Genomic DNA, 21,143 nt, shown 5'->3' with positions numbered 1-21,143 from the left:
ATGCAGGTGCCTGCCGATATCGAAAGCGTGCTGCCGCATCGCGGCAGCCTGCGCCTGATCGACCGGGTGGTCGACTGGCAGCCAGAATCCATCGTGGTCGAAGTGGACGTGCCGGCGCAGGGCCTGTTCTCCACGCCCGAAGGGGTACCGGCCTGGGTGGGCGTGGAGTACATGGCACAGGCGATTGCGGCCTGGGCCGGGTGCCGCGCGCGCGCCGAAGGGCGCGATCCCTCGATTGGATTCCTGCTGGGCACGCGGCGCTACACCGCCCACCAGCCGGCCTTCACGCCGGGCAGCTGCCTGCGGGTGGAGGCACAGTGCGAGCTGATGGGCGAAAATGGGCTGGGCATGTTTGCCTGCCGGATCCTGGCAGGCGATGTTGAATTGGCGGTCGCCAACGTATCGGTGTTCGAACCACGCGATGCGATGGCTTATCTGGAGAGTGGAGAGGCATGACAGGGAATCTGACCGTGCTGGTGACCGGCGCCAGCCGGGGCATCGGCCGCGCCGTGGCGCTGCGTATCGCGCGCGATGGCTTCGATGTGGTGGTGCATTGCCGCAGCCGTATCGAGGAAGCGCAGGTGGTGGTCGCACAGATCCAGGCGCTGGGCCGCCAGGCCCGCGTGCTGATGTTCGATGTGTCCGACCGCGAGGCCGCACGTACCGCGCTGGAGGCCGATGTCGAGGTGCATGGCGCCTATTACGGTGTGGTCTGCAACGCCGGCATCGCCCGTGACGGCGCCTTCCCGGCCATGCCGGCCGAGGACTGGGACGCGGTGGTGCACACCAACCTGGACAGCTTCTACAACGTGCTGCACCCGCTGGTGATGCCGATGGTGCGGCGGCGCAAGCCGGGCCGCATCGTCACCCTGTCGTCGGTGTCGGGGCTGGTCGGCAACCGCGGCCAGACCAACTACAGCGCGGCCAAGGCCGGCATCATCGGCGCCACCAAGGCGCTGGCGCTGGAACTGGCCAGCCGCGCGATCACCGTCAACTGCGTGGCCCCGGGCCTGATCGAGACCGACATGGTCAACGAAGAGGTGCTCGAGCACGCGCTCAAACTGATTCCTGCCGGGCGCATGGGCCAGCCGGACGAGGTCGCGCACGCGGTCTCCTTCCTGCTCTCCGAATCGGCCGGCTACATCACCCGCCAGGTGATTTCGGTCAACGGAGGCATGGTCTGATGAGCCGACCCGATCGTCGCGTCGTCGTTACCGGCGCCGCCGCCATCAGCCCGCTGGGGCATGACTGGCCGAGCATCCGCGCGCGCCTGCATGCACGGGAAAACGCGGTGCGCTACATCTCCGGCTGGGAGATCTTCGACGGTCTCAACACGCGCCTGGCCGCACCGGCCGAAGACTACGAGCTGCCCTCGCACTACAACCGCAAGACCACCCGCAGCATGGGCAAGGTGGCGGTGATGTCGGTGCGCGCCACCGAACTGGCGCTGGAAGCGGCCGGCCTGCTCGGCCACCCGGTGCTGCGCAGCGGCCTGGCGGGCGTGGCCTACGGCTCGTCCTCGGGCAGCCATGAAGCCACCGCCGAATTCGGCCGCATGCTTCACGAGCACACCACCGAAGGCATCAGCGCCACCACCTACCTGAAGATGATGAGCCACACCTCGCCGGTCAACATCGGCGTGTTCTTCGGCTTGTCCGGTCGGGTCTACACCACCTCCAGCGCCTGCACCTCGGGCAGCCAGGGCGTGGGTTCCGGTTACGAGGCGATCCGCAGCGGCAAGCAGACAGTGATGGTCACCGGCGGTGCTGAACAGCTCGACGCCACCGCCGCGGCGGTGTTCGACACCCTGTTCGCCACCAGCGTGCGCAACGACGCGCCCAGGACCACGCCCAGCCCGTTCGACGCCCACCGCGACGGCCTGGTGCTGGGCGAGGGCGCCGGCACCCTGATCCTGGAAGATCTCGAACACGCGCAGGCGCGCGGCGCCACCATCCTGGCCGAAGTGGTCGGCTACGGCACCAACAGCGATGGCCAGCACGTCACCCAGCCCACCGCCGACACCATGGCCCAGGCCATGCGCCTGGCGCTGGAAGACGCCGGCCTGGAGCCGGGTCAGATCGGCTACGTCAACGCACACGGCACGGCCACCGAACACGGCGACATCGCCGAAACCCAGGCCACCGCCCAGGTGTTCGGCGCGGGCATGCCGATCAGCTCGCTGAAGAGCTACGTCGGCCACATGCTCGGCGCCTGCGGCGCGTTCGAAGCCTGGGTGACCATCGAAATGATGCGCGAAGGCTGGTTCGCCCCGACCCTGAACCTGCACGAGGTCGACCCGCGCTGTGGCGCGCTCGACTTCATCCGCGGCGAGGGTCGCCAGATGCGGCCCGAGTACGTGATGAGCAACAACTTTGCCTTCGGCGGCATCAACACCTCGTTGATCTTCCGCCGCTGGCCAAACGACACGACCGCCGCAACAACCGGCGCAGCAACCGACGGTAGAGCCGACTGTTAGTCGGCTGCTCTTGGCGCCAACCCGACAGCCCCAGAAAACCGCTTCCCCCGTGCACCCTGTGCTTCACCAACAAGGAGATAGTTGAATGCGTAGTTTTGCCCTGATTGCCGCAGCCGCCCTGCTCAGCCTGGCCAGTACCGCCAACGCCCGTGACACCCGGGTCGAGCTGTCGTTGCAAGACCTGATCAACTCCCAGGAAGCCAAGGATGCCGGCATCGACGGCAGCGTCCGCTTCTTCCTGGCGGGCCAAAAGGTCAACATCCAGCAGCGCCTCGGCGAAGACGTGACCAACAAGAAGACCAACGCCGCCAACAAAAGCGATACCGTGGCGTGCAACTGGGTGGCCCTGTCGGCGTTGAAGGCGCTGCAGGATGGCGCCAGGTCGCGCGGCGCCAATGCCGTGGTCGACGTCGTCAGCTACTACAAGAAGAACGAATTCAAGAGCACCACCAACTTCGAATGCTACGCGGGCGCCATCCTCGCTGGTGTTGCCCTGAAGGGAACCTACGCCAAGGTGAAATAACGCTGCGCGTTATTTCGCCCGGGGGCGGTCGCCGTGCACTTCACGGCGGCCGCTCTACCTGAACACCGCCGCGACATTGATGAACCTGAATCTGCCGCGCACCCTCAAATCAACACCTCCGCGCCCAGCCGCCTTTCGTAGTTGCCCGCTTTACTCCACAATCGGCGTATCTATTCCCAGGGCCAAGCCCCGCGGGCAATGCAAGCCTACGTCTACAAAAGCCAACGCAAGCAGGACACTTACGTCTACCTCGCCGCCCGCGACGCCTTCGATGCCATCCCCGATGCGCTGAAGGCCACGCTGGCGCCGTTCGCATTCGTGCTGGAAGTCGCCCTGACCCCCAACCGTCGCCTCGCCCTGGCCGACGCCGACCAGGTGCGCGCCAATCTCGCCGAGCGCGGCTTCCACCTGCAGATGCCACCGCCGCCGGTCGCGCCCGTGAAGGTGCCGCGCCGCGATGACTGATTTCCCGCGCACCCGCGCCGCCGCCATCGCCTTTGCCACAGGCGGCCTGCTCTCGCTGGCCGTGGTGCTGGGTGGCGTGCCGGCCGCACTGGGTGCGGCACTGGCGCAGCCGGCGTTCGCGCTGGGCGTGTCGTGGTGGCGGCGCAGCCGCGCCGTACCGGCGTTGCCCCAGCTGGGGCGGCAGGACCTGCCTGCACTGCTTGCGCTGTGGTCGGTGGGCCCGATGCTGCTCGCCCTGCTGGTGGCCTGGCCGCTCGGCGCGCTGCACGACAGCGGCAGCCTGGCGGCCGCGCTCGGCCTGAGCGTGGCGGTCAGTGCCGCGCTGCTTGGCGTCTGGCGTACCTGGCCGCTGTGGAATGAGATTGAACGCAGCGACGGCAGCCTGGCGCGCCATTGGCGCACCCTGGCCAGCCGCGATCTCAGCGCCTGGCGTGGCCTGATCGTGGCGGCGCTGGTGGTGGCGATCTGCGCGCTGGTGGTGCTGCCGGCGTGGCCGGGCCTGGTCCCCGAAGGCCTGCGCTGGCCGTTCGCGCTGGCGGTGCTGATCGGTTCGCCGCTGGCCCACCTGGCCCTGCAGCGCATTGCCCCGGCCGATCCGCTGGGCAGCCGCAGCGTGCTGGACCTGGACAGCGACCCGTTCGCGACCGCCGCGCAGCACGACGACCCGACCCAGCCGCTGGAGCCGCTGGCCCAGCACGAACGCCTGCCGGCGCTGTACGAAGCCGCGCGCAGCGGCCGCGTGGACCGCGCCCTGCAGCTGCTGGCCGCCGGCGCCGACCCGCAGGGCCTGCCCGATCCGAGCTGGCGCGACCAGCGCAGCCTGGTGGTGCTTGCCGCCGTGCTGCCGGACCTGCGCCTGCTGCGTGAGCTGATCGCCCGTGGCGTCGGCGTCAACACCCCGCACAAGGGCATGACCCCACTGCTGGCTGCCACCCGCGACAGCTGGCATGGCCGCCCCGAAGCGGTGATGACCCTGTTGGCCAACGGCGCCGATTCGCGCGCGGTCGACAGCGAGGGCAACACCCCGCTGCACCACGCTGCGCGCAGTTCCGATCCCGGCGTGGCGGCGCTGCTGCGCGATGCCGCAGCCGAAGTGGACGCGCTGAACAATGACGGCTGGTCGCCGCTGGCGGTCGCCTGCCAGGTGGGCAACTGGCGGTTGGCGCGGTTCCTGCTCGAGCGCGGTGCGCGCACCGAACCGGCCGATGGCACGCCCGTGCTGCTGGCCGCCGCCGGCACCGAAGAAGACGATCCGGCGGGCGTGCAGCTGCTGCTCAAGCACAAGGCCCGTGCCGACGCGCGCGACCGCCAGCGCCGCAGCGCCCTGCATGAAGCCGCCCTGGCCGGGCACGTGGACATCATCGATGTACTGCTGGCCGCTGGCGCCAACCTTGAATCGCGCGATGCGCTGTCGCGCACGCCGTGGCTGGAAGCGGCGCGCGCCGGCCGTGCCGGCGTGGTCGAACACCTGCTGCCGCACAAACCCGACCTGCACGTGGTGGATGTGGAAGGCCGCAACGCAGTGCTGCTGGCGTGCATGGCCGACAACGTCTCGCCGCTGCTGGTGCGCCGGCTGCTTGACCTGGGCATTGCCGGCGACGTCCCCGATCCGCAGGGCCGCCGCGCGGTGGATATTGCCGCCGCCGCCGGGCGCTGGGCGATCGTGTCGCTGCTGGACCGCAGCTACCCGCTGCCGGCTGCGGTAAGCGATGGCCTGGCCAGTGCCGGTGACGCTGATGCCGGGCAGGGCAGCCCGGCGCTGCCGGACCGTCCGCCGCTGGACCTGCTGCGCGAAGCGCTGGGCTTCGGCAACGTGGATGGCATGACCTCGCTGGCACGCCTGTGCAGCCCGGAAGAGCTGGGCGGATTGCTGCACACCGCCGAACTGGCGCTGGATCCGCACGCGGTGGAGTGGCTGCTGGCGCATGGCGCCGCCCCGGAAGTACTCGACGCGTGCGGGGACACCCCGATGTTCGCGCTGCTGGCGCGCGGCATCGATGCGGTGCCTGCATTGCAGGTGCTGCTGCGCCGGGGGGTGTCTCCGGCCGGTACCGGTGGCCTGGCGCGCCTGCTCAGCGCCTGCGCCCAGCACGACCAGGCCGCGCGTGGGCTCGAACAGCTCGCACTGGAATTGCTTGAACGCGGCGCCGATCCGTTCGCTGCTTCACCGGCCGGCGACCCGCCGTTGTCGCTGGCGGTGCGGCTGGGTTGGCTGCGCCTGCAGCAGGGCCTGCTCACCCTGGGCGTGGACCGCGAAGCGCGCGACAGCCACGGCATGACCGCACTGCACCTGGCCACCGCGCTGGCCCGCGAGGCCTCGCTGAAACTGCTGGTGCAGCAGGGCGCCTCGCCCGAAGCCCGCGCCGCCGATGGCCAGACCCCGCTGGGCGTGGCGCTGTCGATCGGCCGCCGCGACCTGGCCGACTGGCTGGACTGGCGCGTGTGGCCCTTGCCGCGCCGTGCGCTGCGCGCCGCCGATCTTCCGGCCGCCGCGATGGCGGGCGACGCCGATGCCGTGCGCCGCTTGAACGACCTGGGCTTTGCCGTGGACGTGGTGGATGCGCAGGGCTGTACCGCGCTGCTGCGCGCCGCCGGTGGCGGTCACCTGGCCGTGGTCGACCTGCTGCTGGCGCGCGGCGCCAACCCGCAGCACGCCGCCGCCAGTGGTGCCACGCCGCTGTCGGCTGCGGTGAGCATGCGCCAGATCGATATCGTGTCGGCGCTGCTCGATGCCGGTGCGGAACTGGAATACCGCCTGCCGGGCGGCGTGACCGTGCTGATGCTGGCATCGGCGCTGGGCCTGCCGGACATTGCTGCGCGGCTGCTTACTGCCGGTGCCAACGTGCATGCTGGCGATGCGCAGCAGCTGGGTCCGCTGCACTGTGTGGCCTTGTACGGCTTTGGCGCGCGCGACCGGGCACGCCTGTTGGCGCTGCTGGATACGCTGCTGCTGGCCGGCGCCGAACCGGACCAGGCTGCGGCCGGATCGGTAACGCCGCTGCTGTTGTTGCTGGGTGCGCGTGCCGAGCCGGGTACGGCGTGCGATGAGCAGATCGTGCTGGCTGCCGTCGAACGGCTGTTGGATGAGGACGTGTCGCTGGACGCGCGCGATCCGCGTGGGTTTGGGCCGTTGCATCTGGCTGCGCTGCACGGCCTGCCGCTGCTGGTACAGCGCCTGCTGCGGGCGGGGGCCGATCCGGATGTGCGCGACGCGCTGAACCGGAGTCCGCGCGAGATTGCGGTGATGCGGGGGTTCATTGACGTGGCGGGGGAGTTTGAACCGCGTGTGCCGGGGGTTTCGTCGATGGCCAGGTTCCTGCGGGATAACGGGTAACGGCGGTCGGCTTCGGTTGGTTGTCAACCGCGAGGGGTGGTTCGCGAGGTTTTGGTCCGTGTCTGCGGAATTCCGGGCCGCGCGTTGCGCGGTGTCCGGCCAACGTTATGCCCACCGTCCTGGCGGGCACCCTTCGGGCCGTCGCTCCGCGACGTTGAGAACGGCTCCTGCCGTTCTCTTATGCCCGCCGTCCTGGCGGGCACCCTGCGGGCCGTCGCTACGCGACGTTGAGAACGGCTCCTGCCGTTCTCTTCGGGGCTACGAACCGTTGGGAGCCCATCGGGATCGGGATCAATCAACCACATGGGCCCATCGGGATCGGGTTCGGCCGTCGCCCGGTAGCGCCGGCCGTTGGCCGGCCCAGGGAGACTGCGACAGCGCCGGATCATCCGTTCAATCGCGGCGCTCGGCGTCTGCTGCTCCGTCGCGTTCCGCGTCCGCCTCGAACAGGTGCATGAGGTCTGCCCTGGCGTCGCGTGAGGTCTGGATGACCGCGGCCTCGTCGTCGTAGACCAGGTACTGGTCGCGCAGCAGTTTTTCGTCGTGCTCCCGGAAGCGCTCCACGTGCGCGCGGGCCGTGGAGCCGGGGATCCCCAGCGCCGTCAGCACCCGCTCGCTGAGATCCAGGCTGGTACCAAACACCTCGCGGAACGGTTCGGCCGACATGTCCATCAAGCGCCACGCATGCTGGCGGTTGCGCGCGCGGGCAAGTACCACCGCGTTGGGATACATGCGCCGGATCAGCCGGGTGGCGCGCATGTTGGCGTCCGGGTCGTCCAGCGTGATCACGAACACGCGCACGTTTTCGCCACCGGCCGCGCGCAGCATCTCGGGCCGGGTCGGGTCGCCGTAATAGAGCTTGTTGCCGAACCGGCGCAGGTCCGACACCGTGTCCGGGTTCGACTCCAGCGCCACGAACGGAATCTTCTGCGCGGTGAGCACGCGCGCCACCACCTGGCCGAAGCGGCCCATGCCGGCAATCATCACGCTCGGCTGGGTACCGCCATTGTCCACCTTGTCGGCCGGGCGCTTGTCGTCCTTCGGGGCATGTTCGCTGCCCAGCAGCCGCAGCAGCGCGATCATCAGCAGCGGGGTGAGCGCCATCGACAGCCCCACGATAGCCACCAGCCGGTCGTGGTTCGCGCTGCCCAGCAGGTGCGCGCGCTGCGCCTCGTTGAACACCACGAACGCGAACTCACCGCCCAGCCACAGCACGCTGCCCAGCATCACCGCATGCCGCGTGCTGAGCCGTGCCAGTTTGCCGATCCCGAACAGCAACCCGAACTTCACCACCAGCAGCACTGTCACGCCGATGGCGATCACTGCGGGCTCGGCCACCACGCGGTCCAGGTCGATGCCCATGCCCACCGCGATGAAGAACAACCCGAGCAGCAGGCCCTTGAACGGTTCAATCTGCGATTCCAGCTCATGCCGGAATTCCGAATCCGACAGCAGCACCCCGGCCAGGAACGCACCCAGGCTGGGACTGAGCCCGACTTCCTGCATGAACCACGCCGTGCCCAGCACCACCAGCAGCGCCATCGCGGTGAACACTTCCGGGCTGCGCGTGCGCGCGATGATGTTGAACAGCCGGCGCAGCAGCGGCCGCCCGCACAGGATCACCACCGCCAGCGCGCCCAGCGCTATCGCCACGTCATTCCATTGCAGCGTCTGGTTCCTGGCTCCGCCCAGCAGCGGAATGGCGGCCAGCAGCGGAATGGCGATCAGGTCCTGGAACAGCAGGATGGCAAAGCCCAGGCGCCCGTAATCGCTGTTGATGCCCTTGTGTTCGGACAGCAGCTGCAGGCCCACCGCCGTGGACGACAACGCCAACGCGATGCCCACGATCAGCGCGCTCTTCCACTGGAAGTGGTCCAGCATCAGCAGGCTGCCCAGCACCAGCGCGCTCAGTGCCACCTGCGCCGCACCGGCGCCGAACACCGAACGCCGCATCACCTTCAGCCGCGTGGGCGACAGCTCCAGCCCGATCACGAACAGCAGCATCACCACGCCGATCTCGGCCGCCCCCAGGATCCGGTCGGCGTCCTGCACGAAGCCCAACCCGTCCGGGCCCAGCACCACGCCGGCGGCCAGATACCCCAGCACCGCGCCCAGCCCGAGCTTCTTGAACACCGGCACCGCGATCACCGCGGCCAGCAGCAGCACCAGGGCCAGTTCCAGGGCACCGCTATGCATGGGGAATCCTGCGTGTCGAAGCGTCGGCCCGTTGCCGGCCCCCCATTATGCGGCTCGCTGCGTCAATGACCCTCAACCGCGCCCGAACGCAGACCGGCAAGGGGTTGACCCCGCCTGCCCACGGGTCCAGACTCCGCCGGCGCAGTTCGGTAGCGCCCGACCGTTGGTCGGGCGGCCCGCAGCGCACACACCCTCCCGGAGTCCAAACCGATGTCCAGCGACAGTAGAAGTCGACCTTGCTCGACGCCAGCGATGGCCACCGCCTGACACGGGACGGTTCGCCAGCGTTGGCGTCGCGTGATCGCGATCCACAAGGCGAACCCCATGAACCAGAAAGACCTCCTGCGCCCGGTGGCTGATGCCGCCGCCCTGAGCGCACCCCTGCAGGACTTCAACACCGCCGACGCGGTGGAATACCTCAACACCCTGGAGCTGTCGCGCGCTGCCGACACCCTGGCCGCGTTGCCGTTGCCGCGCGCGGTGAAAATGCTCGAACAGCCCGAGCTCAACCGCAGTGGCGACCTCGTGGCCACGCTGCCGGTGGCCAAGGCCGCCGCGCTACTGGGCTTGATGGCCGACGACCGTGCTACCGATATCGTCCACGAACTGGATGAGGACGAGCGTGCACGCCTGATCCCGCTGCTCAGCGCCGAATCACGCCAGGCCATCCAGCAGCTGCTCAACTACCCGGCGCACACCGCCGGCGCGCTGATGACCACCGAATTCGTCAGCGTGCCCGCCGACTGGACGGTGGGCCGTACCCTGCAGCACATCCGCGAAGTCGAGCGCACCCGCGAAACCGTGTACGCCATCTACGTGCTGGACCCGCGCACCCAGGCCCTGCAGCAGGTGGTCACCATGCGCCGGCTGATCACCGGCCTGCCGGATGAGCCGATCCTGGAAGTGGCCCAGGTCAATCCGCCGGTCACCGTCGATGCCATGCTCGACCAGGAAGAAGTGGCCCAGCTGATCCGCCGCCACGACCTGCTGGCTATCCCCGTGGTCGATGCGCGCCAGCAGGTGCTGGGCATCGTCACCGTGGATGACATCCTGGATGCGCTGATCGAAGAATCCACCGAAGACGCGCACAAGTTCGGCGGCATGGAAGCGCTGGAAAAGCCGTACATGCAGATCGGCTTCGTCGAGATGCTGCGCAAGCGCGCCGGCTGGTTGAGCGTGCTGTTCCTGGGTGAAATGCTCACCGCCAGCGCCATGCAGCATTACGAGGACGAGCTGGCCCGCGCGGTGGTGCTCACCCTGTTCATTCCACTGATCATGAGCTCGGGCGGCAACTCGGGTTCGCAGGCCACCTCGCTGCTGATCCGCAGCCTGGCCCTGCGCGAACTGCGCCTGCGCGACTGGTGGAAGGTCGCCCTGCGCGAAGTGCCCACCGGCATCACCCTGGGCGCCATCCTCGGCGTGCTGGCGATGATCCGCATCGTGTCCTGGCAGCTGCTCGGCCTGCACGACTATGGCGAACACTGGAAGCTGCTGGCACTCACCATCGGCGCGGCGCTGGTCGGCATCGTCACCTTCGGCTCGCTGTCCGGCTCGATGCTGCCTTTCATCCTCAAGCGCCTCGGTTTCGACCCGGCCAGCGCCTCGGCCCCGTTCGTGGCCACCCTGGTCGACGTCACCGGCCTGGTGATCTATTTCAGCATAGCGGCGATGATCCTGCGCGGCACCTTGCTGTAATTCCCGTCGTAGCGCCACGCCCTGCGTGGCTGCGCGGTGCCTGATCGGAGAGCAGCCACGCAGGGCGTGGCGCTACGCCGGGCCTGCCACGCCGTTTCGTATCGCACCGATGGCATTGCGCCAGATCATCCCAACCGCACCGCCACCCGTGTACCGTGTCACCACGTGTCCCGGTACCTGTTCGACCCCATGAGCACCTACCACCTGCAATCCGTGTTCCGTCCGCAATCGGTGGCCGTTGTCGGCGGCAGCCCGCGCGAGCGCTCCGCCGGCCGCGCGGTCATGCGCAACCTGCGCGCCACCGGCTTTCCCGGCAAGGTCGCCTGGATCAATCCGCGCTACGGCGAAATCGACGGCATCAGCACGGTCAAACGGCTCAAGGACCTCGACTGGGTTCCCGAGCTCATCGTCATCACCGCACCGGCCAGCATCGTGCCGCAGGTGGTGGCTACTGCCGCCGAACGCGGCGTGGCCGCCGCCATCATCCTCACCGCCAACCTGGGCCAGGGCCCAGGCTCGCTCAGCGAGCAGGTCGAAGCCGCCGCGCGCCCGAAAGGCCTGCGCATCCTCGGCCCACACTGCCTGGGCGTGATCGCCCCGCACGCACGCCTCAACGCCAGCATCGCCGCACATTTCCCGCAGGCCGGCGACCTGGCGCTGATCTCCGAATCCAGCGCGATCGCCGCTGCCCTGGTCGAATGGGGCGTGGCGCGCTCGGTCGGGTTTTCCGCCGTGGTCTCGCTGGGCGATGCGCTCGACGTCGACTTCGGCGACCTGCTCGACTACTTCGCCACCGATTACCGCACCCGCGCCATCCTGCTCTACGTCGAACACATCCGCGACGCGCGCAAATTCATGTCCGCCGCGCGCGCCGCTGCCCGCGCCAAACCGGTGGTGGTGGTCAAATCCGGTCGCCACATCCGCATCGATCCCGATGGCGACACCCACGTACAGGCGCTGGCCAGCTCCGATGCCGTGTACGGCGCCGCCTTCAACCGGGCCGGCCTGCTGCGCGTGAGCGCGCTGGACGAACTGTTCACCGCCGCCGAAACCCTTGGCCGGCTGGGCACGTTCCCCGGTCGCCGGCTGGCCATCCTCAGCAATGGCGGCGGGGTAGGGCGCCTGGCCGTGGACCAGCTGCTGGCCCTGCGCGGCAGCCTGGCCGAACTCTCGCCCGGCACCATTGCCGAACTGGACGCCGTGCTGCCGGAAGGCTGGTCGCGCAGCAACCCGGTCGACATCGTCGTCGACGCCGATGGCGAGCGCTACGCTGCCGCCATCGACGCACTGATGTCCGACACCGGCAACGACGCGGTGCTGGTGGTCAACGTGCCCACCGCCTTTACCTCTTCAGCCGATGCGGCGCAGGCATTGACCCGCACCCTCGGCCTGCGCCCGCGCCACCACCGCGACAAGCCGGTGTTCGCCGTATGGCTGGGCAACGACGACCGCGCCACCGCCACCCTCAACGCCGCGCGCGTGCCGACCTATCCCACCGAAGCCGACGCCGTGCGCGGCTTCCAGCATCTGGTCCGCTACCGCGACGCGCAGGCCGCGCTGATGGAAACCCCGCCCAGCCTGCCGGAGGATTTCGTGGTCGACACGGCGGCGGCGCGCGCCATTGTCGAAGCCGCGCTCGCAGCGGGCCAACAATGGCTGGATCCCATCGCCACCCACCAGCTGCTGTCGGCGTATGGCATTCCCTCGGCGCCGGTCATGCAGGCGCGGGATCCACATGAAGCCATGGACCTGGCCCAGCCCCTGCTGGAGCAGGGCGCCACGGTAGCGGTGAAGGTGTTCTCGGCCGACATCCCGCACAAATCCGATGTCGATGGCGTTCGCCTCAACCTGGGTAGCCTGCAGTCGGTGCAGGCCGCGGCCAGTTCAATCCTCGCGCGTGCCCACGAGATGCGCCCCAACGCGCGCATCGACGGCGTGCTGGTGCAGCCCACCATCGTGCGGCCCAAGGCGCGCGAATTGATCGCCGGCATCGCCGACGACCCGACCTTCGGCCCGGTGGTGGTGTTCGGCCGTGGCGGCACCGCCGTGGAAGTGATCGACGACAAGGCGCTGGCCCTGCCGCCGCTGGACCTGCGCCTGGCCCACGAGCTGATCGGCCGCACCCGCGTCTCGCGCATTCTCAAGGCCTACCGCGATGTACCGGCCGCCGACGAACGCGCCGTCGCACTGATCCTGGTCAAGCTGGCGCAGCTGGCCGCCGACATTCCCGAAGTGCGGACCCTGGACATCAACCCGCTGCTGGCCGACCGCGATGGCGTCATCGCCCTCGACGCGCGCGTGGCCATCGCGCCCTCGCGCAAGCTGCACAAGGGCCGCGGCCATCCGCGTTTTGCCGTGTTCCCGTATCCGAAGGAGTGGGAACGCACCATCACCCTGTCCGACGGCGCGCCAGCCTTCGTACGTCCGGTGCGGCCGGAAGACGATGCGCTGTTCCGCGCGTTCTTCGCCCGCGTGACCGATGACGACCTGCGCCTGCGCTTCTTCCAGTCGGTGAAGCATTTCAGCCACGAATTCATTGCACGCCTGACCCAGCTCGACTATGCCCGCTCCATCGCCCTGGTGGCGATCGACCCGCGCAGCGGCGACATGCTCGGCGCGGTGCGCCTGCATGCCGATGCGGATTACGACCGCGGCGAATACGGCATCCTGATCCGTTCCGACCTCAAGGGTCATGGCATCGGCTGGCGCCTGATGGCCATCATGATCGAGTATGCCCAGTGGCTGGGACTGAACATCGTCGAAGGCCAGGTGCTGCGCGAGAACAGCACCATGCTGGCCATGTGCCAGAGCCTGGGCTTCAAGACCAAGCTGGATCCGGACGACCCCACGGTGATGGTGGTCACCCTGCCGGTGCAGGACGCCAGCGTCGCGCTGCCGCCCGAAGGTGACACGCTTAACGCATGACCTGTAACACAGAGGCGTCTTCGTCCATGGTCATGCGTTACAGAACGTCGCACCGGTACAGGCGATCGTTCGGGAACCGATCCTACCGTCCGCGCGGCACCGTGCGGCCTGCAGGGTGCCGCGCGACGATTCACCGGGGTTGGGTGGCCAGGGTCAGGAAGCGGGCGGCGTGCGTCAGTGGCATGCCGCCCAGGCCGTCGTCCCTGGGCGCGCAGTCATTGCCCAACAACACCTGATAGGCCAGCGAACCGATCCCGAACCGTGGATCGCTCAGATCGCCCGGGGCGGGCAGGGCGGCGACCAGTGCATAGCCCCGCGCATCGGCACCGACATGCTGCAGGCGGAACTGCGACAGCGACAGCGCGCCAATCGCACAGGGATTGGTGATGTACATCAGCTGCCTGCCGAGCGCAGCCGCGCGGCTGTCACTGGTCTGCAGCCCGGCCTTGGCTACCGCGACTTCAAGTTCCGGGGTGATCGCGTGGAAGTACGCCTGCTCTTTCTGCACGATGAGGTCCAGCGGCAGTGCAGGCCGTGGCGCAGGTGTATCTGCGGAGGCGTCTGCAGTCCCGGCCCTGGCGCCTGGCATCTGTACCGCGCCGGGTTCAAGGGAGCGCGGGGTGGGGGTGGCGGTGGCGGAGTTGGTGCCTGAAATGGAGTACATGCAGGGCTCACGTGGTTGAGAGCGCTTCAGCCTAGTCAGCAGCGCATCACCCACGGGTACTGCATCACGCAGCGCATGTAAGTCGCTGTTTTCACAGCACCGACGAAACGGGCGATTGCAACACATCGGGCCGCAGGCGACACGCCACCGCCGCCGGGATCGCCGACAATGGCGGCATGACCGAACGCATTCCCCTGCTGTTGCTGCCTGGCCTGCTCAACGACGCCGAACTGTGGCGCGAGCAGATTGCAGCCCTTTCCGACATCGCCGACTGCAGCGTCGGCGACCAGACCCATGGCAAGACGATGCAGGCGGTGGTCGAGGACGTGCTGGCCCAGGCACCCGAACGTTTCGCCCTGGCCGGCTTCTCGCTGGGCGGGTTCGTGGCCCAGCAGATCCTGCGCGTAGCCCCCGAACGGGTGCTGCGGCTGGCGCTGATCGACACCTCCTTCCACGCCGACTCTCCCGAGCGTGCCGCCCAACGCCAGTCGCAGCGCGCCAGCGTGCGCCTGCCCGGTACCTTCCACGGTTTCGGCGACAAACTCATGCGCAGCTACATCGACGCCTCGCGGCTGGACGACTACGTCCTGGTGCAGCGCGTGCGCGACATGACCGCCCGCCTCGGCGCCGAGGTGTTCCTGCGACAGAGCGCGCTGGACCGCGTGGACGGCCACGACGTGCTGCACGGTTACCGCGACCCGCTGTTGATCCTCTGCGGCGCCAACGACCGCATCACCCCGCTGCCGATCAGCGAGGAGATGCATGCGCTGGTACCCGGTTCAACGTTGGTGGTGCTGCCCGATTGCGGCCACCTCGCGCCCATGGAAAAGCCCGAAGAAGTGAGCGCCGCCATGCGCGACTGGTTGTTGGCCTGAGCGCATCTGACGCGCTGGGCAACCAGTGGTAGGGTCGCATTCCGATCGACTGCCGATAACGGTGCCACGTTCTGTTGTGGCATGACCTCCGTCGAAGAAGCGCTCTTCGGCAGAAGTCATGCGTTCGCCGCGCCGATCATCGTGGTCGGCGGTTGATCGGGATCCAACCCTGCCAACCCAGGCGTCCGACGATCACTGAGCGACCGATCAATCCCACGCCGGCGCGATGCCTTCCGGATTCGCCAAGCGCTGACCGCGATCCAACGTGGCGATCTGCGCCATGTCCTCGTCGCTCAACCGCAGATCCACCGCCAACAGATTGCTGGCCAGATTCTCGCGCCGGGTTGACGACGGAATGACCGCAAAGCCCTGCTGCAACGCCCACGCCAGTGCCACCTGTGCCGGCGTGGCGTCATGCCGCGCGGCAATCGCCTGGATCACCGGGTCCTTCAGCACCTCGCCGTAGGCCAGGCTCATGTAGGCGGTGACATGGATGCCCTGTTCGCGCAGGAACGCAATCAGCGCGCGGTTCTGCAGGTACGGGTGTACCTCGATCTGGTTGGTCGCAATCGCATCGGCGCCCAGGATCGCAATCGCCTGCCGGGTCAGGTCGATGGTGAAATTGGAAATGCCGATCTGCCGGGTCACGCCTTCGGCCTTGGCCTGCGCCAGCGCACCCAGGTATTCGGCCATCGGTACCGCATCGTCCGGCGACGGCCAGTGGATCAGGGTCAGGTCGAGATGGTCGGTGCGCAGCTTGCGCAGGCTTTCGCGCAGGCTGTCCAGCAGCGCATCGTGCTCGAAGCTGGCAATCCACACCTTGGTGGTGAGGAACAGGTCCTCGCGCGCCACGCCGGACTCGGCGATGGCCTGGCCAACCTCGGCCTCATTGCCGTAGATCTGCGCCGTATCGATGGCGCGGTAGCCCACGTCCAATGCGTTGCGGACCGAATCGATGACGGTCTGGCCCTTCAGGCGGAACGTGCCCAGGCCGAATGCGGGAATGCTCATGGAAACTCCTTCAGTGGGGGAAATGCAGGCTACGCCGTGCAGTGTTAAACGTGAGAAACAGGGGAGATGATCAATGCGCGGCCACGGCGATGCCCTCGGCGCGTTCGGCAACGCCGTCGCGCCTGTCCAGCCGCCCGCTCAGTACGGTCAACCCAAGCGCGCCCAGCACCACCAGCGCGCCCAGCCACGGCGTGTGCATCAGCCCCAGGTGGTCCACCACCAGCCCGCCCAGCGAAGCACCCATCGCGATGCCCACGTTGAACGCGGCAATGTTCAATCCGGATGCCACATCCGCCGCCTGCGGCGCAAAGCGCTGCGCCTGCTTCACCACATACACCTGCAGCCCTGGCACGTTGCCGAACGCTACCGCGCCCAGCGCCAGCACCGTGAGCAGCACCAGCCAGGTGTTGTGCGCGGTAAAGGTCAGCGCGAACAGCACCAGCGCCAGCAGCCCGAAGATCAGCTTCAGCGCGGGGATCGGGCCGCGGCGGTCGGCCAGGCGGCCACCCCACAGGTTGCCGATCGCCACCGACACGCCATACACCAGCAGCACTCCGCTCACCGCGTTCGGCGAGAAACCGGTGACGTCCTGCAGGATCGACGCAAGATAGGTAAAGGACAGGAACGTACCGCCATACCCCAGCGCGGTGATGGCATACACCAGCAGCAGGCGCGGCTGCGCAAGTACCGAGAGCTGCTGGCCGAACGTGGCCGGCTCGCTGCGCTGCAGGTTGCGCGGCACGAACAGCAGGCTGCCGATCAGCGCGATCACGCCCAGCGCAGCCACCGCCAGGAAGGTGGCGCGCCAGCCCAGGTGCTGGCCGATGAAGGTGCCCAGCGGTACGCCGGTGACCAGTGCCACGGTCAAGCCGGTGAACATGATCGCGATCGCGCTGGCCGCCTTCTCCTTGGGCACCACCGAGGTCGCGATGATCGAGCCGATGGAGAAGAACACACCATGCGCCAGCCCGGTAAGCACGCGCGCCACAATCAGCGAGCCGTAGCTCGGCGCCATCCAGGCAATCACATTGCCCAGCGTGAACAGCACCATCAGGGCTACCAGCAGGGTCTTGCGCGGCACGCGGCCGGTCAGCGCGGTCAGCACCGGCGCACCGACCGCCACGCCCAGGGCGTACAGCGACACCAGCAGACCGGCCGAGGGCAGGGACACGCCGAGATCGGCGGCAATCGTCGGGATCAGCCCGACGATGACGAATTCAGTGGTGCCGATGGCGTACGCACCCAGCGTAAGCGCCAACAGGGCCAAGGGGATGCCACGGGACATGAGCGTTACCGGTGGAAGAAGAGGCTGCGCAGTCTGCGCGCCGGACTCTTGCAGAAAAACCGGCCTTCACGCCAATGACTCTTGCTTCATGGTCAATAATGGACGCCCCACCCTCGATTGCCTGCCATGAAGACCACCCTGGATGAAATGCAGGCGTTCATCGCCGTCATCGACAGCGGCTCGATCACCGCGGCGGCCGAGGAACTGGGCCAGACCACCTCCGGGGTCAGCCGGGCGTTGGGCCGTCTGGAGGAAAAACTGGGTACCACCCTGCTGACCCGCACCACCCGCCGGCTGCAGCTCACCGAAGAAGGCGATGCGTTCCTGGCCCAGGCCCGCGCCATCGTGGCCTCGGTGGAAGCGGCCGAAGAGCAGATGACGGCGCGCCGGCAGCGCCCGGCCGGTCGCCTGCGCGTGGATGCGGCCACCCCGTTCGTGCTGCACGTGATCGCCCCGCTGGTGGCCGGTTACCGCGCGCGATACCCGGAGGTGCAGCTGGAGCTCAACAGCAGCGAGCGTTACATCGACCTGCTCGAGCGCCGCACCGACGTGGCCATCCGCATCGGCCCGCTGGCCGATTCCACCCTGCATGCGCGCCCGCTCGCGCACAGCCGGCTGCGGGTGCTGGCCAGCCCGGCCTATCTGGCCGAGCACGGCGCCCCGAAACAAGTAGAGGATCTGGACAACCACGCGCTGCTCGGCTTCAACGAACCCGATTCGCTCAACCATTGGCCGCTGCCCGGCCGCACCGATGCGCTGCTGCACATCCGCCCGGCGGTGGCCGTGTCCAGCGGTGAAACCCTGCGTCGGCTGGCGCTGGAAGGGGCCGGCGTGGTCTGCCTGTCCGATTTCATGACCCAGCGCGACCGCGACGCGGGCACGCTGGTGCAGGTGCTGCCGGCGCTCACCGTAGAAGTACGTCAGCCCATCCATGCGGTGTACTACCGCAATACTGCCGTCTCGGCGCGCATCACCAGCTTCCTCGACTACCTGGCAGACGCCATGACGGGCCAGGCCTTCCTCCGGTAGCGCCGGCCGTTGGCCGGCCCTCATGAACGGTGAGACGCCTGCATGGGCCGGCCAACGGCCGGCGCTACCCGGCGGGGATTAAATATGTAACTATTGGTGTTACATGAAATCCAGCAACCAGTTCTCCGACGCGCTCCACATCATGGCCCACCTGGTCGGCCAGGCCGGGCCGCGCACCTCCGAACAGCTCGCCACCTGCCTGCCCACCCACCCGGTGGTGATCCGCCGCCTGCTGGCGGCCCTGCACAAGGGCGGGCTGGTGCGCACCGTGCGCGGCCATGGCGGCGGCAGCCAGCTGGCGCGCGACCCGGCCACGATCACCCTGCACGATGTGTATGTCGCCATCGGGTCGCCCGCGTTGCTGCACACCGGTGCGCGTGAAACCGGGCGCGGCTGCCCGGTGCAGCAGGTGGTCAACGCCGCCCTTGATGAGAGCTACCAACAGGCGCAGGCGCTGCTCGAACAACGCCTGCACGCCACCACGCTGGCTGCCTTGGGCGACGCCTTTGCCCAGCACCTGGCACAGCACGCCACAGGAGTTCCGCATGACCTTTGATGCCGTGATCGTCGGCGGCAGTTTCGCCGGCCTCTCCGCCGCCATGATGCTGGCGCGTGCGCGCCGCAGCGTGCTGGTGATCGACAGCGGCCTGCCGCGCAACCGCTTCTCAAGCCACTCCCATGGCGTGCTGGGTCTGGACGGCATCTCCGGCAGCGACCTGCTGCGCCAGGCCAAGGCGCAGCTGCTCGGCTACCCCAGCGTGCGCTGGGCCAATGACACCGTCACCGACGCGCATGCCACGGTGGATGGCTTCGCGGTCAGCACTGCGGCCGGCGAAACCTGGGCGGCGCGCAAGCTGCTGCTGGCCACCGGCATACGCGATGTGTTGCCCGAACTCCCCGGCCTTGCTGAACGCTGGGGCCACAGCGTGTTGCACTGCCCGTACTGCCACGGCTATGAGGTGGGCGGTGGTGCCATCGGGTTGCTGGGCGGGCATCCGATGTCGCCAATCATGGCCGGGCTGATCGCCGACTGGGGCCAGGTCACCTTGTTCACGCAGGGCATGGCACTGGACGACGAGCAGCTGGGTACGCTGCAGCGGCGCGGCGTGCAGATCGAAACCGAAACGGTCGTGGCACTGGAAGGCGACGCACCGCAGTTGAGTGGTGCGCTGCTGGCTGATGGACGCCGCATCGATCTGCGCGCGCTGTTCGTCAGCGCGCGCCAGGAAATGGGCGCGGCGCTGGTGGAGCAGCTCGGCTGTGAACTGGAAGAAAGCCCGGTAGGCGTGCTGGTGCGGGTGGATGCGCAGAAGCAGACCACCGTGCCCGGTGTATACGCGGCGGGTGATGCAACGTTGATGGGAAACATCACCCTGGCCAGTGCAGAAGGTGTGCGAGCCGGGGTCAGCATGCACCACGCGCTGGTGGCGGAAGACGGGGCGGCGGTGGCGTGACATGGAAGCGGCCACCGTCGGGTGGCCGCTTCTGGTGCGATCGCTTTGGGTGGGATGGCGCCAGCCACGCAGGGCGTGGCGCTACGTCAGGCGGCGCTTGCGCTTTCCAGCTGCGCGATGTCGTCGGCGGTCAGGCCGACCTGCGCGGCGGCGAGGACGTCGCGCAACTGCTCCACGCGGGTGGCGCTGACGATCGGCGCGGTGATGCCGGGGCGGGCGATCAACCATGCGATCGCGATCTGTGTGGCGGTGGCGTTGTAGGTGCTGGCAACGTCGTCCAGCGCCTGCAGGATGCGCAGGCCACGCGGGTTGACGTACCTGGCCACCACGCTGCTGCCGCGCGAGCTGCTCTTGGCCGCGTCATCCGCACTGCGGTACTTGCCGCTGAGGAAACCACTGGCCAGCGAGTAGTAGCTGATCACGCCGAGTCCGTGTTCGCGGGCCACCGCTTCCAGCCCGCTTTCGTAGCCGGCACGGTCGTACAGGTTGTATTCGGGCTGCAGCGTTTCGTAACGGGGCAGCTTGTAGTCCGCCGACACCTTGAGCGCCGCCTGCAGGCGCTCGGCGCTGTAGTTGGACGCACCAATCGCGCGCACCTTGCCCTGTTCGATGAGCCGCCCAAACGCAGCCAGCGTGGTCTCCAGCGGCGTGGATTCGTCGTCTTCATGCGCCTGGTACAGATCGATCACATCGGTCTGCAGGCGGCGCAGCGAATCTTCCACCGCCGCAGTGATGTTGTCGGACGAGAGCCCGGGGTGTTCGGCCCACTTGGCTACTTTCGTTGCCAGCACCACCTTGTCGCGTTTGCCGCTGCGCTGGAACCAGCGGCCGAGGATCGTTTCCGACTCACCGCCCTGGTTGCCCGGTACCCAGGCCGAATACACGTCGGCGGTATCGACCAGGCTGTAGCCGGCATCGACGAACGCATCGAGCAGGGCGAACGAGGTCTTCTCGTCCGCGCCCCAGCCGAACACGTTGCCGCCGAACGCGATGGGAAGCACTTTCAGGCCGGAGCGGCCGAGTTCGCGCGGTGCAGTCATGGGCAATCCTCCAGTCAAATCCAATGTCACAGCATAAGTGCCTGCCCATGACACCGCTGCGGCGCCCGCCACAAAACAGTGTTCCGCTTCGCTGCACTGCACTAACGTTTTGTGAACACCTTTGACATCGCGGCTGCTAGGCTCGCCGCATCCCGCCACCGTAGGTGATCC

17 protein-coding genes are annotated in these 21,143 nt (G+C 68.2%); 12 read left to right on the top strand and 5 right to left on the bottom strand.

Translation table 11 applies throughout. The features are described from left to right. From WIX41_RS08435 to WIX41_RS08410, 6 genes are all read left to right on the top strand, one after another. Nucleotides 1-456, top strand: coding sequence for a hotdog family protein (locus WIX41_RS08435; protein ID WP_339446636.1), 456 nt, complete (start codon nucleotides 1-3; stop codon nucleotides 454-456). After that, on the top strand, nucleotides 453-1,184 hold the full coding sequence (gene fabG, locus WIX41_RS08430) for a 3-oxoacyl-ACP reductase FabG (protein WP_339446635.1): 732 nt from the start codon (nucleotides 453-455) through the stop codon (nucleotides 1,182-1,184). Before WIX41_RS08435 ends, fabG begins: the two co-directional genes overlap by 4 nt. After that, on the top strand, nucleotides 1,184-2,476 hold the full coding sequence (locus tag WIX41_RS08425) for a beta-ketoacyl-ACP synthase (RefSeq protein ID WP_339446634.1): 1,293 nt from the start codon (nucleotides 1,184-1,186) through the stop codon (nucleotides 2,474-2,476). Before fabG ends, WIX41_RS08425 begins: the two co-directional genes overlap by 1 nt. 85 nt (nucleotides 2,477-2,561) lie before the next feature. After that, nucleotides 2,562-2,999, top strand: a complete 438-nt coding sequence (locus WIX41_RS08420) for an excinuclease ATPase subunit (RefSeq protein ID WP_339446633.1) — start codon at nucleotides 2,562-2,564, stop codon at nucleotides 2,997-2,999. Between the two features lie 198 nt (nucleotides 3,000-3,197). Next, nucleotides 3,198-3,464 (top strand): YcgL domain-containing protein, encoded by a 267-nt coding sequence (locus WIX41_RS08415; RefSeq protein ID WP_339446632.1) that lies wholly within the window; start codon nucleotides 3,198-3,200, stop codon nucleotides 3,462-3,464. A 223-nt stretch (nucleotides 3,465-3,687) separates the two neighbouring features. Further along, nucleotides 3,688-6,798 (top strand): ankyrin repeat domain-containing protein, encoded by a 3,111-nt coding sequence (locus tag WIX41_RS08410; protein WP_409187472.1) that lies wholly within the window; start codon nucleotides 3,688-3,690, stop codon nucleotides 6,796-6,798. Nucleotides 6,799-7,191: 393 nt separating this feature from the next. Here WIX41_RS08410 and WIX41_RS08405 read toward each other — a convergent pair whose 3' ends face one another. Then, the gene (locus tag WIX41_RS08405) at nucleotides 7,192-8,994 is read right to left on the bottom strand and encodes a monovalent cation:proton antiporter-2 (CPA2) family protein (RefSeq protein ID WP_339446630.1); all 1,803 of its coding nucleotides are present in this window, start codon (nucleotides 8,992-8,994) and stop codon (nucleotides 7,192-7,194) included. A gap of 324 nt (nucleotides 8,995-9,318) precedes the next feature. Here WIX41_RS08405 and mgtE point away from each other — a divergent pair, with 324 nt between their 5' ends. Together mgtE and WIX41_RS08395 are read left to right on the top strand one after the other, a co-directional pair. Then, nucleotides 9,319-10,689, top strand: a complete 1,371-nt coding sequence (mgtE, locus tag WIX41_RS08400) for a magnesium transporter (protein ID WP_339446629.1) — start codon at nucleotides 9,319-9,321, stop codon at nucleotides 10,687-10,689. 189 nt (nucleotides 10,690-10,878) lie between these two features. Further along, nucleotides 10,879-13,614: a bifunctional acetate--CoA ligase family protein/GNAT family N-acetyltransferase gene (locus tag WIX41_RS08395; protein ID WP_339446628.1), complete on the top strand. Its 2,736-nt coding sequence runs from the start codon at nucleotides 10,879-10,881 to the stop codon at nucleotides 13,612-13,614. A gap of 130 nt (nucleotides 13,615-13,744) precedes the next feature. On the opposite strand, the gene WIX41_RS08390 is transcribed toward WIX41_RS08395, so the two are convergent. Continuing rightward, a complete protein-coding gene (locus WIX41_RS08390) occupies nucleotides 13,745-14,278 on the bottom strand; it encodes a hypothetical protein (protein WP_339446627.1) in 534 nt (177 codons plus the stop codon). Nucleotides 14,279-14,454: 176 nt separating this feature from the next. Here WIX41_RS08390 and WIX41_RS08385 point away from each other — a divergent pair, with 176 nt between their 5' ends. Further along, nucleotides 14,455-15,153: an alpha/beta fold hydrolase gene (locus tag WIX41_RS08385; protein WP_339446626.1), complete on the top strand. Its 699-nt coding sequence runs from the start codon at nucleotides 14,455-14,457 to the stop codon at nucleotides 15,151-15,153. A gap of 207 nt (nucleotides 15,154-15,360) precedes the next feature. Here WIX41_RS08385 and dkgB read toward each other — a convergent pair whose 3' ends face one another. After that, nucleotides 15,361-16,164 carry a 2,5-didehydrogluconate reductase DkgB gene (gene dkgB, locus WIX41_RS08380; RefSeq protein WP_339446625.1) on the bottom strand — a complete coding sequence of 268 codons (804 nt, stop codon included), beginning with the start codon at nucleotides 16,162-16,164 and terminating at the stop codon, nucleotides 15,361-15,363. 70 nt (nucleotides 16,165-16,234) lie between these two features. Then, on the bottom strand, nucleotides 16,235-17,449 hold the full coding sequence (locus tag WIX41_RS08375) for an MFS transporter (protein WP_409187347.1): 1,215 nt from the start codon (nucleotides 17,447-17,449) through the stop codon (nucleotides 16,235-16,237). 126 nt (nucleotides 17,450-17,575) lie between these two features. On the opposite strand from WIX41_RS08375, the gene WIX41_RS08370 reads away from it, so the two are divergent. From WIX41_RS08370 to WIX41_RS08360, 3 genes are all read left to right on the top strand, one after another. Continuing rightward, nucleotides 17,576-18,478, top strand: coding sequence for a LysR family transcriptional regulator (locus WIX41_RS08370; protein ID WP_339446624.1), 903 nt, complete (start codon nucleotides 17,576-17,578; stop codon nucleotides 18,476-18,478). A gap of 103 nt (nucleotides 18,479-18,581) precedes the next feature. After that, nucleotides 18,582-19,034: an Rrf2 family transcriptional regulator gene (locus tag WIX41_RS08365; protein WP_339446623.1), complete on the top strand. Its 453-nt coding sequence runs from the start codon at nucleotides 18,582-18,584 to the stop codon at nucleotides 19,032-19,034. Beyond that, on the top strand, nucleotides 19,024-19,932 hold the full coding sequence (locus WIX41_RS08360) for an NAD(P)/FAD-dependent oxidoreductase (protein ID WP_339446622.1): 909 nt from the start codon (nucleotides 19,024-19,026) through the stop codon (nucleotides 19,930-19,932). Before WIX41_RS08365 ends, WIX41_RS08360 begins: the two co-directional genes overlap by 11 nt. An 86-nt stretch (nucleotides 19,933-20,018) precedes the next feature. Here the strand turns inward: WIX41_RS08360 and WIX41_RS08355 are convergent, their stop codons facing one another. Further along, nucleotides 20,019-20,972, bottom strand: a complete 954-nt coding sequence (locus WIX41_RS08355) for an aldo/keto reductase (protein ID WP_339446621.1) — start codon at nucleotides 20,970-20,972, stop codon at nucleotides 20,019-20,021. Nucleotides 20,973-21,143 lie beyond the last annotated feature (171 nt).

Origin of the sequence: Stenotrophomonas sp. AB1(2024), from assembly GCF_037482345.1 — a bacterium.
Classification (GTDB): Bacteria; Pseudomonadota; Gammaproteobacteria; order Xanthomonadales; family Xanthomonadaceae; genus Stenotrophomonas.
Note: the sequence above shows the minus strand (reverse complement) of the source record. Positions and strands in the feature narration are given on the sequence as shown.